Annotated in this window: 12 protein-coding genes and 1 pseudogene; 6 read left to right on the plus strand and 7 right to left on the minus strand. The window is 62.3% G+C overall.

What is annotated here, in order from left to right; all coding sequences use genetic code 11:
• Window positions 1–134: 134 nt before the first annotated feature.
• The 4 genes and pseudogenes from VGO04_RS28890 to VGO04_RS28905 all read right to left on the minus strand — a co-directional run bounded on the left by VGO04_RS28890 (window position 135) and on the right by VGO04_RS28905 (window position 4,289).
• Window positions 135–802 (minus strand): annotated as a pseudogene (locus tag VGO04_RS28890) (TSUP family transporter).
• A 120-nt stretch (window positions 803–922) separates the two neighbouring features.
• On the minus strand, window positions 923–1,390 hold the full coding sequence (locus VGO04_RS28895) for a MaoC family dehydratase (RefSeq protein WP_327499402.1): 468 nt from the start codon (window positions 1,388–1,390) through the stop codon (window positions 923–925).
• 38 nt (window positions 1,391–1,428) lie between these two features.
• On the minus strand, window positions 1,429–3,033 hold the full coding sequence (locus tag VGO04_RS28900; RefSeq protein WP_327499474.1) for a DHA2 family efflux MFS transporter permease subunit: 1,605 nt from the start codon (window positions 3,031–3,033) through the stop codon (window positions 1,429–1,431).
• Between the two features lie 62 nt (window positions 3,034–3,095).
• The gene (locus tag VGO04_RS28905; protein ID WP_414650617.1) at window positions 3,096–4,289 is read right to left on the minus strand and encodes an HlyD family secretion protein; all 1,194 of its coding nucleotides are present in this window, start codon (window positions 4,287–4,289) and stop codon (window positions 3,096–3,098) included.
• Window positions 4,290–4,659: 370 nt separating this feature from the next.
• On the opposite strand from VGO04_RS28905, the gene VGO04_RS28910 reads away from it, so the two are divergent.
• A complete protein-coding gene (locus VGO04_RS28910) occupies window positions 4,660–5,238 on the plus strand; it encodes an NUDIX domain-containing protein (protein ID WP_327499403.1) in 579 nt (192 codons plus the stop codon).
• Window positions 5,239–5,313: 75 nt separating this feature from the next.
• On the opposite strand, the gene ilvD is transcribed toward VGO04_RS28910, so the two are convergent.
• Window positions 5,314–6,987, minus strand: coding sequence for a dihydroxy-acid dehydratase (ilvD, locus tag VGO04_RS28915; RefSeq protein WP_327499404.1), 1,674 nt, complete (start codon window positions 6,985–6,987; stop codon window positions 5,314–5,316).
• Between the two features lie 100 nt (window positions 6,988–7,087).
• On the opposite strand from ilvD, the gene VGO04_RS28920 reads away from it, so the two are divergent.
• A complete protein-coding gene (locus tag VGO04_RS28920; RefSeq protein WP_327499405.1) occupies window positions 7,088–8,002 on the plus strand; it encodes a LysR substrate-binding domain-containing protein in 915 nt (304 codons plus the stop codon).
• A gap of 50 nt (window positions 8,003–8,052) precedes the next feature.
• Here VGO04_RS28920 and VGO04_RS28925 read toward each other — a convergent pair whose 3' ends face one another.
• Complete coding sequence (locus VGO04_RS28925) at window positions 8,053–8,997, minus strand: helix-turn-helix domain-containing GNAT family N-acetyltransferase (RefSeq protein ID WP_327499406.1); 945 nt, start codon at window positions 8,995–8,997, stop codon at window positions 8,053–8,055.
• 913 nt (window positions 8,998–9,910) lie between these two features.
• On the opposite strand from VGO04_RS28925, the gene VGO04_RS28930 reads away from it, so the two are divergent.
• From VGO04_RS28930 to VGO04_RS28945, 4 genes are all read left to right on the plus strand, one after another.
• The gene (locus VGO04_RS28930) at window positions 9,911–10,285 is read left to right on the plus strand and encodes a hypothetical protein (RefSeq protein WP_327499407.1); all 375 of its coding nucleotides are present in this window, start codon (window positions 9,911–9,913) and stop codon (window positions 10,283–10,285) included.
• Between the two features lie 93 nt (window positions 10,286–10,378).
• A complete protein-coding gene (locus tag VGO04_RS28935) occupies window positions 10,379–11,950 on the plus strand; it encodes a phage tail sheath family protein (RefSeq protein WP_327499408.1) in 1,572 nt (523 codons plus the stop codon).
• A 16-nt stretch (window positions 11,951–11,966) separates the two neighbouring features.
• Complete coding sequence (locus tag VGO04_RS28940) at window positions 11,967–12,494, plus strand: phage tail protein (protein ID WP_327499409.1); 528 nt, start codon at window positions 11,967–11,969, stop codon at window positions 12,492–12,494.
• Window positions 12,495–12,496: 2 nt separating this feature from the next.
• A complete protein-coding gene (locus tag VGO04_RS28945; protein ID WP_327499410.1) occupies window positions 12,497–13,216 on the plus strand; it encodes a hypothetical protein in 720 nt (239 codons plus the stop codon).
• A gap of 211 nt (window positions 13,217–13,427) precedes the next feature.
• Here VGO04_RS28945 and VGO04_RS28950 read toward each other — a convergent pair whose 3' ends face one another.
• Window positions 13,428–13,628: a hypothetical protein gene (locus VGO04_RS28950; RefSeq protein ID WP_327499411.1), complete on the minus strand. Its 201-nt coding sequence runs from the start codon at window positions 13,626–13,628 to the stop codon at window positions 13,428–13,430.
• Window positions 13,629–13,825: the final 197 nt, after the last annotated feature.

Consider the following 13,825-nt stretch of genomic DNA (forward strand, 5'->3'; position numbering starts at 1 on the left):
GTTGCCTGCGCTGGCTTGAGTTCATCGGCGGGCGGCCAAATGCGACGATGCGCGGGACCGAAGACGACACTACGATCCACGTCATCGGAAATCCAGAGGCTCTGGCTTTGCGCATCGCCGTGCCAGGCCGGACGTCAGACGAGATAGCCGGAGAGACCATCCCACAACAGTTTCATGGCCACCAGGACCAGCAGCCCGTAACAGACCCGATAGACTTGGCGCTGGTCCAGTCTGCTCTGAAGGCGCCATCCAAGCGATACGCCGCCTGGAACCGCCAACAGGCAAGCCGCCATCAGCACCCATAGATCCGTTGCCGGGCGGACCAATAGCAGCCAAGGCAACACCTTGGTCGCATTCCCGACGGTAAAGAACATGCTGGTGGTTCCAGCATAAACGTCCTTGCTGAGCCCAAGCGGCAGGAGATACATCGCAAGCGGCGGTCCGCCGGAATGCGCCACCATTGTCGTGATGCCAGACGCAAGGCCGGCCGTGATTGCCTTCGGCGCCGAGCGCGGGCGTGCCGTGACCGCAGCCCCCTTGCAAGCCACAGACCGACGAAGCAAAGGGTGGTTACGGCCATGACAATCGCAATGGCTCGATGATCGAGAAGGCGAAACAGCAGGTAACCTAGGCCGATGCCGGTGACGAGCCCCGGCAAAAGCAGCAGGAGGTCGGGCCCAGACCAGGTCGAGCGCTTGAAGTATCGCAACGCGTAGAGGTCCATCGCCACGAACAGTGGCGCCAGCAGACCGCCAGCGGTGACCGGATCCATCACCTCGGACAAGAGCGGGATGCCGATAATGGAAAATCCGCCGCCAAACGCGCCCTTCATGAAACAGATCAGGAAAACCCCGGCAAAGGCGACGAGGATCGTGGTGGCCGTCAGCTGCATGTGGTTGCCTTCTAGAAAGCGCAGGGGTCTTCAGCACGCCCCGCCTGCCACCCTCCGTGCGACGACAAGTTTCGCCTTGAGAATCTGGACGACCTCGTCGCGCTGGTTGATCGTTCGGCTCACGACGACCGCGATGCCGCGGTCTGGCTTCGAGCGAGACGGGATGACCTCGACCACTTCGCTTTCCACATGAAGGCTGTCGCCGGGCCGAGTCGGCGCTGGCCAGCTGATCTCGCCACCGGCGCCAATCAGGCCACCGGCGAAGGGCAGGCCCGTCTCGACGTTGAGCCGCATGGTAATCGCGGCCGTGTGCCAGCCGCTGGCGGCAAGCCCCTTAAACAAGCTTTCCTTGGCAGCGGCGTCATCGAGGTGAAAGGGCTGCGGATCGAACTGCGCAGCGAATGCCTTGATCTCATCTTCATCGATCGTGTAGCTCCCGCTCTTAAAACGGCGCCCGACGTCGAGATCATCTAGATAGAGCCTATTGGGCCTGCTCATCTCCTGTCTCCTTCCAGCTTGCCTTGGGCTTATCTATATCAGTGCGCACCGCCACCACCCCCGGTTGGCGCCAAGACCTTGCGGGTAAAAAGCAACGCGATTGCGGCCAGCGCCAGGACGATGCCGATCACCGCAAAGGTATCGCTGAAGCCGAGGATCAGCGACTGACGGTGGACGGTCGCACCGATCGTGGCGATCGCCTTGTGTTGCGCTACGGCGACGTCGGACACCCCACGGGCCATGAAGTGTTGCGTCAGGTCGCTGATCCGGTCGCGGACCTCGTCCCGATAGATCGTCACGGACTGGCCGATGATGTTGGAATGGAACTGCTCGCGCTTGGTCAGCACCGTCGCGAGCGTGGCGGTACCGACCGCGCCACCGAGGTTGCGCAGCATGTTCGACAGTCCCGATGCGGCACCCGCCTCACTTGGCGCGATACCGGCCGTCGTAATCACCGAGATCGGCGTCAGCACCAACGCCTGGCCGATGGCCCGCACGATGTTGGGAATGAAGAACTGGTCGCCGGCGCTATCGAACGACAGGGTCGTGTTCATGAAACAGCTGGCCGCAAAGATACTGATGCCGACAAAGCCGACATAGCTCGCGTCGAACCTCTTCATCAGCATGGGCACCAGGGGAATGATCAGCAGCTGCGGCAGGCCCGTCCACGCCAGCACCAGGCCGATCTGCTCGGCATTGTAGCGCTGCACCTGCCCAAGATACTGGGGCAGGATATAGACCGTACCGAACAGGGCGACACCGACGAGTACGTTGACAAGCACTCCGACACCAAAGTTGCGCTGCTTGAGCAGACGCAGCTGGACCAGCGGCTTTGCCACGGTAAGCTCGATGATGACGAAAGCGATCAGGAACGCGGCCGCCGTCAACGCGAGCTTGACGATGAAGGGGGACTGGAACCAGTCATCCTTGTTGCCTTCTTCAAGAACGGTCTGCAGCGCCGAGAGGCCGATCGCCATGGTGAAGATGCCGGCCCAGTCGCCCTCCCTAAGGAGCCGCAATTGCATGGGGGCCTTTTCCAGCGTGAACCAGAGAGCAACGACCATCAGCAGGCTCGGCGGGGCATTGACGAAAAAGATCGATTGCCAGCCATAATTTTCAGTCAGGTATCCGCCGATCGTCGGGCCGATAGCCGGCGCGAAAGTGACTGATAGCGCAAAGAGCGCCAGCCCGAATGGCTGCTGGCCCTTGGGCAGCCGGGTCAGCACCATGGTGAAGGCCATCGGGATCAGCACGCCGCCGGCAAAGCCCTGCAGGCCGCGAAGCGCAATCATCGAGCCAAGATCGTGCGCAAAAGCACAGGCCGCCGAAAGCAGCGGGAACAGAATGGCGTTCGCCAACATGTAGCGGCGGAACGAGAACACACGGCTGAGGTAGTCGGTGAGCGGGATGACGACGATCTCGCCGATCAGATAGGAGGTCGAAATCCAGGCGCCGTTGTCGACACCCGTCCCGATGCCGCCCTCGATGTCGAGCAAAGAGGCGTTGGTGATCTGGATGTTGAGGATCGCCATGAAGGCGCCGATCATGCTGGCCAGCACCGCGATCCACGCTTTTGTGCTCGCCTTTTCGAGTGGGCCCGTCGTCGAGACTGCGCCGAGCGGTCTCGGTGAAGCCGCTTGCATTGAGGTGGACATCCGATCCTCCTGCCAGGACTTGGCTATCGAGTTTTAGGGCAGGCGCGCCTTCAGTTTATGATCTTCGGTACGGCAGCGACTTCGGTCGCTTCCCGCTTGGTGTCGATGGTCGGGTAAACCGACATGCCGGGTCGGAGCGCTACCGAAACCGGCGCACTGCGATCGAGCACGATCTTGACCGGAATGCGCTGGACCACCTTGGTGAAGTTGCCCGTCGCATTGTCAGGCGGAAGCAGCGCGAATTCTTGGCCGCTTGCGGGCGAAATGCTGTCCACATGTCCCTCGAAGAGCTGCCCGGGGAACGTGTCGACCTCGATCGTCACCGCCTGACCCGGATGAACGTCGGCGAGCTGCGTTTCCTTGTAGTTGGCGACGATATAGGCTTCGTCGGTCGGGACCACGGCCATTAGCTGCGTTCCCGCCTGCACATACTGACCGACGCGCAGTGTACGGTTGCCGATCACGCCCGTGATCGGCGCGGCAAGCGCGGTATAGGACAGGTTGAGTTCGGCCTGGTGCTCGGCGGCCTTGACGCTGTCGAGCGCCGCCTTGGCCTGGGCAACTTCAGCCTTGATGACGTCGAGCTGCTTGACCGCATTGGCAAGCGCTGCACCATCGCGCGTTACCGCCGCCCGGGCAGCGGCGATGCGAGAAGCGGCCTGCTGCGCGTTCTGAATGGTGCCGAAGCCTTGTTTCGCCAGTTCCGAGTAGCGCTTGTCATCCTGTTCGGCAAAGGTCTGATCGGCCCGATCCGCCTCGACCGTCGCCTTCGCCGCGTCGATCGCCGATTGCTGGGCTGCAAGCGCGGACTGCTTGTTGGTGATATTGGCCTCGGCCGCCTCGACCTGGGCTCTGGCCTGCTCCAGGCTGACCTTGAAGTCACGATCGTCGATCTTGGCAAGGATCTGCCCCGCCTTCACCTTTTCGTTGTCCGCGACCAGCACCTCGGCGATATGGCCGGAAACCTTGGGCGCGATCGTCGTGCTGTCGGCCTTCACATAGGCGTCGTCGGTCGAAACCTGGAAACGCCCCGTGGTCCAATACCGCCAACCGAAATCGGCGGCTCCCGTGGCGACTGCAATGGCGGCGGAAGCGAACAGGAGCCCGCGGAGCCACCGCCGGCGCGGCTTGGTGGCCGTCGGGGCAGGGACCGCGGGAAACGGTCGCGACGCCTCCAGCGTCGGAACGATCTCCATCGCCGGCGCTGCATTCTCGTGGCTGATAACGGCTTGAAGCTGGCTCATTGCCGGTCCCTTTCCCCATCCTGTGGGGCTCGTAAATAGGAAACTAATCGCTTTCTAAAATAAGCGCGCGACCTGACGATGTCAACATGTTTTGGAAAATGGATATTTTCATTATTCACGCGGCGATCGGATCGGCGCTCAGGCCGCAGCGAAGAACCTGCGCCACCCGGCCAGCAATGATCGCTTCCTCGACGAAGCGCTTGATGTCCGCGTGTCATGCCTCCGAAACAGTGGAGCAGCCGCCAACAGCATCTGGTGAGCCCGCGCCTGTGTATGCACGAAATATCTTGACATTGCACGCTAATGCACGAATTGATGCCAGCTCAGGGCGGCGTCTTCTGCCGACCTTGACACAGTGAAGGAGGCTACAATGACGATTGCGCACCGTGTTCGCGTCGAGGATGTCACCATCCTCTCGGACGACTGGTACGTCCTGAAGAAGACGACTTTTTCCTTTCTGCGCGCCGATGGGAGCTGGCAGCGACAGTCGCGCGAAACCTATGACCGCGGAAACGGTGCCACGATCCTTCTCTATGATCCGACCCGCCGCACGGTGATCCTGACCCGTCAGTTCCGCTATCCGGCGTTCGTCAACGGTCATGACGACCTCCTGATCGAAGCGCCGGCCGGACTGCTCGACGATGCCGAACCGGAGGCACGCATCCGTGCGGAAACGCAAGAGGAGACGGGCTTTTGCGTGCGCGACGTGCGCCAGGTCTTCGACGCCTTCATGAGCCCCGGCTCGGTTACCGAGCGCTTGCACTTCTTCGTCGGCGAGTACAAGCCGGGCGACAGGGCATCTGCAGGCGGCGGCAACGCGGCAGAGGGGGAGGATATCGCTGTTATGGAGATCGACATCGACGAGGCGCTGGCAATGGTCCGAAAGGGGATCATTCGCGATGGCAAGACGATCATGCTGCTGCAATACGCCGCGTTGAACCTCTTTTGAGAACCAGAGGCCGCCGCACTGGCGCAAATCTGCGCGACATGCGCTCCGTATTCGGCCCGCCGTCAGCCCGGAGCCTCACCCCGTGACCGCGCCTTCGCTCGCCGGGCGGACCAAGGCTGCAAACTTGGCCAGGACGCCGCGACGGTATCGTGGTTCGGGCTGTCGCCACAGCGCCCGCCGTCGCGCGATCTCTTCGTCCGGAACGTCGAGGTGCAGCAACTGGCGCTGCGCGTCGATGGTGATCTGGTCACCGTCTTCAACGAGCGCGATGGTTCCGCCCTCGAACGCTTCCGGGGTGACGTGCCCGACCACCATGCCCCATGTGCCGCCGGAGAACCGTCCATCGGTGACGAGACCGACGCTCTCGCCAAGACCCCGACCGATGATGGCAGACGTAGGCGCGAGCATTTCCGGCATGCCCGGACCGCCTTTCGGGCCGAGATAACGAAGGACGACGACATCGCCGGGCTTGATGCGGTCCGACAGAATGGCGTCCATGGCGGATTGCTCGTCCTCGAACACCCGGGCCGGGCCGGTGATGACCGGATGCTTGAGGCCGCTGATCTTGGCCACCGCCCCGCCTTCGGCCAGGTTCCCCCTAAGGATTGCGAGATGTCCTTCACGATAGAGCGGCGCAGTGAGTGGCCGGATAACATCCTGATCCGCCCGAGGCTCGTCGGGCACACTCGAGAGCTCGTCCCCCAGTGTCCGGCCGGTTATGGTCAGACAATCCCCGTGCAACAGACCTGCGTTCAGAAGCAGTTTCAGGACCTGCGGAACGCCACCGGCCCGGTGCAGGTCGACCGCCATGTAGCGACCCGAAGGCTTGAGGTCGGAGAGAACCGGCACCCGCAGCCGGACGCGCTCGAAATCCTCCAGCGTCCAGTCGATCTCGGCCGCATGCGCGATCGCGAGATAGTGCAGCACCGCATTCGTCGAACCACCCGTTGCCATGACGAGTGAAACGGCATTTTCGATCGACTGTCGCGTGACGATGTCGCGCGGCTTGATGCCCATCTTCACCGCCTCGACCAGGACACGTGCACTTTCGACGGTGCTGTCGATTTTCTCCCTGTCGGGGTTCGCCATGTTCGAGGAGTAGGGCAGCGACATGCCCAGCGCCTCGAATGAGGAACTCATCGTGTTGGCGGTATACATGCCGCCGCAGGACCCGGTTGTCGGGCAGGCATTGCGCTCGATCCCCTCGAAATCCTCTTCGCTCAGCTTTCCGGCCATGTAGGCGCCGACGGCCTCGAATGCCGAGACAACGGACAGGCTCTTGCCCTTCCAATGGCCGGGCTTGATCGTGCCGCCATAGACGTAAATCGCCGGAACATTGGCGCGCAGTATGCCGATCATGCCGCCGGGCATGTTCTTGTCGCATCCGCCAAGCACGAGCACGCCGTCCATCCACTGCCCCTGCACGGTCGTCTCGACGCAATCGGCAATGACCTCGCGCGAGACGAGGGAATACTTCATACCCTCCGTGCCCATGGACATGCCGTCCGAAATGGTCGGCGTCCCGAATATCTGCGGATTGGCACCGGCAGCCTTGATGGCTTCAACAGCCGCATCTGCCAAAGGCTGCAGCCCGGCATTGCACGGCGTGATTGTCGAGTGCCCATTGGCAATGCCGATCATCGGCTTGTCAAAATCCGCCTTCTGATATCCGAGCGCATAATACATCGCCCTGTTCGGCGAACGGGCGATGCCTTGCGTAATGTGCTTTGATCTTTGGTTGTGGGTCATCACTGCCTCCCGAAACTGTCGGCACCCTATTGGCTCCGTGGAGGGTTGTGAAATATATTTATAACATCATATTAGGTCGCCAGGGATATCAGAGAGCAACATGGAACTGAGACAGCTCCGCCAGTTCGTTGCGGTTGCCGAGGAACTTCATTTTGGGCGAGCCGCTGAACGGCTGAACATGACACAGCCGCCGCTCAGCCAATCGATCCAGCTTCTGGAAAAAGAGCTGGGCCTGCTGCTCTTCGAGCGAACCAAGCGCCATGTGAAGCTCACCTCGCTGGGCGAGCAGTGGCTTGTGCATGCCAGGCGCGTCCTGGACGAGGCGACGGCTCTTCCCGCGACGGCACGGAAGCTCGCCCGTGGCGAGATGGGGCTCTTGCGCCTGTCTTTCGTCAGCACTGTCGACTACAGCTTGCTGCCGGCGATCGTCAGTCGGTTCCGCGCTGCCTACCCGCAGGTCGAGCTGTCTCTGCGGGAAGCGACGAGCGACGTGCAGATCGACGCGCTGCTGCGCGGAGAGGTCGACGCCGGCTTCGTCATCGCGCCGCCATCCACCTCGCTCAGCCAAACGCTGACCTATTGCCCCATTCTGCGTGAACCGCTGGTCGCCGCGGTTCCGTCGCTGTGGATCGATTCTAGGCGCACCGGCTTCGGTGGCGAAACGCTTGATCCGCATGATTTCTTCGCCGCACCGCTCATCCTTTTCCCGCGGCGATCCGCGCCGATCTTTCACGATCTCGTTTCCGGCTATTTCGCCGCCCATGGCGCGGCCTTCGCCGTCTTCCAAGAAGCCATCCAGATGCAGACGATCATCGGGCTCGTCGCCGCCGGAATGGGGGTCGCGCTCGTTCCACAGTCCATGACCCGGCTGCAACGGGAGGGCGTGACCTATCTGGCGCTTTCAGGGCGCGTTCCCACTGTCGAAACCGGGCTGATCTGGCGCAGCAACGACGGAAACGCAGCCCTCCAGAACTTTCGCAGCATCGCCAACACGTTCGCGTCCTCGGCGCAATGATCCAAGCCGGGTATTGTGCGTGTCCGCCACGCTCAATTGCGGCGAGACCTTCAGGGGCAAGCCCTTGCGAACCGCTGCTCCAGCACTTCGCTCCCCCATTGCGTGCCTGAGCCCTCTTCAACACACGTGAAGCCGTAGGCCTCATAGAGATGCCGAGCTGCGGCAAGGCCTGCAAAGGTCCAGAGCTGCGTTTCCTTGAACTGGTTCTGGTCCACGAAGTCCAGTGCTGCCGAAAGCAACTGGCGGCCAATGCCGCTGCCGCGCGCACCATCTGCAAGAATGAACCAGCGCAGATGCGCGATGCCGGGCCCAAGATCCTCACCATCGATGGCGACCGAGCCGATAATCTCGTCGTCGCGGACGGCGGTCCAGATCGCATTGCGGGGATTGTCGAGACGATCGCAGAAGGCGGCGAGACCGCCTGCAACCACAGTCTCGAAGCGTTGACCAAAGCCCGATACGCGCCCGTAGTAGCGCCCATGCATGTCGGTGACACGGGCGATCAGGCCCGGGCGGTAACCGGTGCTGATCTGGATCGGGGAGGAAGCCAGAACATCGTCTGGCTTTGCGGCAAGCGACTGGGCGTAAAGCCGCAGGCCGTCAAGGACGACATCACATTTTTGCGGCGACAGTCGACCCAACGCGTCGGCGACCTGGCCCCGCGCAAACGCATGGATTGCCGCAACCCGGCTCCGGCCGGCGGCGCTAAGCGAGAGCCTTCTTTCACGCCCATCCTGTTCACCTGGCCCTTCGATGATGTCGCCGGAGCGGACAAGCTTGCGCAGCATCCGGCTGATGCTGGATTTTTCCAGCCGAAGGATTTCGCTGAGTGCACGGGCCGTGATGCCGTCGCAAGTTTCAATCTCGATCAGAGCATGGACGGCAGAGGGCGACAGGTCCGTTCCTGCGAGCGATCCATTCATGAAACCAAGCTCGCGGACGAGCTGGCGAGAGGCGTCACGGACGCGGTCGATAACGGTCGTGTTCAACACCATGAAATCTCGCATATAGTTGTACGGTACAACTATATGCGCATTTACCGGTTCCTGTGAAGAGTGTCGCGAGCAAAAAGAGGGAAGGGCGGAGCCCTGGCGTATTCGTGGGCAGCACCGGCGCTCAGCCGGCGACGCGCATGAAAAGGCGAGCGCGATCAAAACGCTTGGGATCGGAGCTGTGCAGCAACCATCCAGAACAAGAGACGGCGGAATATGAAACCGACGCTCCTGACGCCGGCCCCGTGCCAAACTTGCCAGACGGCGACCACATCAAAACGGAACAACGACGCTTTTTTAAAAAGATTTCAATGGGATGGAAGCGGTCCACACTTCTGTGCAGCTGTGCATGCATGGATGTACAAGCGCTGGTCTAAAAAACATCGCATAAAGCATCCGCTGAACTACCAGATCGCTCGCGGCAGTCGAAGGTGCAGCGATACTCCATGTAGTGCCGACGCCGCTTGGAGCCTCCTAATCTCGCAAAAAGTGGCGCACATCACGGACACTACGCGCTTCATTCTAAACCGCGTGCGACACGCGTCTCGCCGTCTGCGCCGAAAGTCCTGAGGTATACTTCTCGGCCCTTAGATTTTATATGGAAATTATACCTAAATAAAACCACCAAAAATTTAGTTCAATTAAACATCGCAACGTTGAGGTTAAAAATATCTCCGTTGACTTTTTCCATGTTCTGTATCTTTATAACTATCTTCTTACGTTCTGAAAGTATATCTCAAGCGCCACATTTCGATGTTTGACGCGGCAAATGCGTTCGGATTTCCATAAGTCGTAGCCGAGGGGCTGGACCTCAAATCAGCAGACATGCCCGATGCGCCCGCGTTGGCTGGCGCAATGCATGATTGCGTTCTCAATTCTCCGACTGATCGCGCAACTTTTTCACCGAGGTGCCTTCATGTCTGAAACAATCACCTGGTCTCTCACCGCCGCCGGAAAGTCAGGGTCTGCCATCCAGGCCAAAGGCGCATCGATCGGCGACGGCATCGTTTCCGTCTCCGTCGATCTCGATGCCGGAAGTGCTGCGCGTGATCTCGCGTTGCAGGTCGACAAGGTCGACAATGTCGCCTTCCTCACAATCTCGTCCGATCTCCTCGACGGTTCGGTCACGGTCAAGGCAGACAGACCGAACGCCTCCGCACTCAGCGGCCCGATCCTTCTGTTCGGAGAGGCGGTCAAGCTGTTTGCGGACGATTTGACCACGCTGACGGTTCACAACACATCCGCGGGCAAGCCCGCCAAGGTCACGGTTCTGATCGGCCTGACGGTTTGATCTGACTGCTATCCGGTTTCGACGGCCCGAAGGGGCCGCCCGATGCGTCGCTCGCATTTGCATTCACGATCCGTTTGAAAACAGGAGCCGCGTATGCCCATCTCTCCGACCTATCCCGGTGTCTACATTCAAGAACTCGACTCGGGCGTGCGTACCGTCGCCGGTGTGCCGACGTCGATTGCAGCCTTCGTCGGGCGAACGAAGAAGGGGGTCGTCGGCGAGCCGACGCCCTGCTTCAACATGGGCGAGTTCAATCGCCGCTTCGGCGGGCTCTGGACCGACAGCAACGTCTCCTACGCTGTCGACGATTTCTTCGCCAATGGCGGTGGGCAATGCCTGGTCCTGCGGCTGTTCGAACAGGATGGCGGCGACGGCTATGCGGGGCTGACAGTCGGCACCCTGATCCTTCGGGCCAGGAGCCCCGGCGGCTGGGGCAATTCGCTGACCGGACGAATCTCGCATCCCGACGTCGCCGACCCCGAGGGTGCGGCAGCCGCGGCCGCGAAATACGGGCTCACCGTCGACGATATCTTTGATCTGGAGATCGTCGACACGGCGACCGACACACGCGAGGTGTTGCGCACCCTGTCGATGAGAAGCGATGCCGGCCAGCGCCGGTTCGACCGGATACTCGCCGCCCAAAGCAACCTGGTTGAAGCGCCGCCGGCGCCGACCTTTGCCAACAACCGACCCGCAGATGCCGCGACCGGCAATGCTTCCGGCGGCGACGATGGAACGACGCTCGCCAATGGGACCTATCAAGGCGATCCGGCCCTGAAGACCGGTATGCAGGGGCTGCGAAAGGCGGACATCTTCAACCTTCTCTGCATCCCTCCCGACACCCGCGAGGCCACGCTTCCCAAGGCGGTCAGGGAAACCGCGGCCGCGCTTTGCGCCGAAAGGCGCGCGCTTTACATCGTCGATCCGCCGAACGAATGGGACGCCAGCCCCGACACAGCGGCAACGACGGCAAAGAACGCCCAGCTCGATGCCACCGACCAGGTGCTTCCACTGACCAATGCCCGCAACGCCGCGCTGTATTTCCCGCGGCTCTTGAAACGCGATCCGTTGCGCGGTGGCCAGGTGGACGCCTTCGCGCCCTGCGGCGCGGTTGCGGGCGTAATCTCGCGGACCGATGTCAATCGGGGGGTCTTCAAGGCGCCCGCCGGTCTGGCGGCAACTTTGTCGAACACCCATGGGCTGACCGTGAAACTGACCGACCAGGAGAACGGCCTGCTCAACCCGATCGGCGTCAATTGCCTGCGGTCGTTCCAGAACATAGGCCGCGTGGTCTGGGGCGCGCGCACGCTGGCGGGCTCGGACGTGCTGTCGGACGACTACAAATACGTATCGGTCCGCCGCCTTGCGCTCTTCATCGAGGAGAGCCTCTTCCGCGGCACGCAGTGGGTGGTGTTCGAAGGCAATGACGAACCACTCTGGGCGCAGGTCCGTCTCTCGGTCGGCTCGTTCATGCAGCGGCTGTTCCGGCAGGGCGCTTTCCAGGGGGCCAGCCCCAAGGAGGCGTATTTCGTCAAATGCGACGCTTCGACGACGACGCAGGACGATATCAATCGCGGCATCGTCAACATCGTCGTCGGCTTCGCGCCGCTGCAGCCGGCCGAATTCGTCATCATCTCGATCCAGCAGATCCGCAGCGCGTCCTAAAGGGGAGGGGTAAAACATGCCACAGTTCACCACGAATGCCGGACGTTTCGACCCCTACAAGACCTACAAGTTCCGCCTGCGCCTACCGGACGGCGACTATGTTGCAGGGGTCAGCAAGTGCTCCGGTCTCAAGCGGTCGACCGAGGTGGTCAAACACCGCGAAGGCGGCGATCCCTCGACCAGCCGCAAGTCGCCCGGCCAGACCGAGTACGAGGCGATCACCCTGGAGCGCGGCGTCACCCACTCCAAGCAGTTCGAGCAATGGGCCAACAAGGTCTGGAACTACGGGGCGGGTCTCGGGGCCGAAGTTTCGCTCAAGGACTTCCGCAAGGACCTGATCCTCGAAATCTACAACGAGGCCGGCCAGATCGTCCTCGCCTACAAGCTCTACCGGTGCTGGCCCTCCGAATTTTCGGCCTTCTCCGACATGGATGCCTCGGCCAGCGCCATCGCCATCCAGACGCTGAAACTGGAAAACGAGGGATGGGAACGCGACGAAGACGTGACCGAGCCTGAAGAGCCCAGCTTCGAAGTTCCGGCCTGACCATGACCATCGGAGTTCCCTCACGGCTGGACGCTTCCGCGCTGATCGAGCTTGCGGACCGCGCGAGCGTGCTCTCGCCGGGGCAATGGTCCGTCGCACTGCTGCAGCGCGCCTATCCGGAGGCTACCCGCGAGACCTTGCTCGCCCTACCGGTCGGTGCGCGTGACAGATTGGTGCTTGAGGTCCGCGCGCGGCTGAAACCCGGCCCGCTCCGGGCGGAACCGGCCTGCGAGGACTGCGGCGAGATCTACGAACTGGCGCTCGACCCCGCCGCGTTCGGTCTGGCGGGCGAGGCGCCTTGGCCGGACCCGGGTTATCAAGAGGTCGAGATCGGCGGCGCGCAGGCAATCGTGCGCCCGGTGAACCTCGGCGACATTCTGGACATCGAGAACATCGCGCTGCCTGAAACGGCCGCGCGGATGCTGGCGGCTCGGGTTCAGGGGACCGCGGTGGATCTGCCGCTCGATGCGCTGGCCGAGGCACTGGAGGCGATTGATCCCGGCGCAGATGTGTGGCTCGAAACCATCTGCCCGGAGTGTGGGGCCAGACAGTCTGTCGCTTTCGACAGCGTGCATTTCGTCGCCCACGAGCTGCGCCAGATCTCGCGCCAGATCTTGCATGATGTCGTGGACATCGCGCGGGTCTTCCACTGGTCCGAGGCCGAGATCCTCGCCTTGCCGGAGCATCGACGCGCCTTCTACGTGGCCGAGGCGCTGTCATGAGCGGGTTCCTGAACAACCTCGCCGCGCGTGCGCGCGGCACTTTGCCCCGACTGGCGCCGCGCCGGCCAGCTCCCTTTGAAACGCTTGGCGACAGGGCCGAGCCCGCTCAGAATGACAGCGCGCCATCTCCGGTATCGGTCGCGACCCCGGCCAGTGCGCCAGCCGCCATAGAAGCGGCTTCTCCCTTGAGGTCGTTCGCTCCCACGGCACGTCAGTTCGTCCCGGCCGCCGCCACAGCCGGCAACGCAGCGCCCCCGCCACCACCGGTGCCCCATACGACACCCGCGCCCGCTGCACTGTCGCGGCGCATGACGAGTTCGCCTCCCGCCGCAACGGTCGGGCCTGCAGCGCTGACATCCACGCAGCCGGTCACGTCGCGGGCCGCGACGTTGCCGCATGCTCTTATGACCAACGAGACACCAGCAGCAGCGCACGCCGCCGCCTCACCGTCCACAGCACCGGCAGCACACGCAGGCACCGCGCGTGACGTCGTCCAGGATATGCCCCGCACGAGGGAACTGCTTCGCGAACGGGACACCCTCCGCGCCGTCGCCGATGCTCCCCCAGCCTCGCTGCCGTCGATTGCCCCGGTGCCCAGCCCACCCGCGC

The organism is Ensifer sp. (genome assembly GCF_035999185.1).
In the GTDB taxonomy this organism is placed as follows: Bacteria; Pseudomonadota; Alphaproteobacteria; order Rhizobiales; family Rhizobiaceae; genus Ensifer.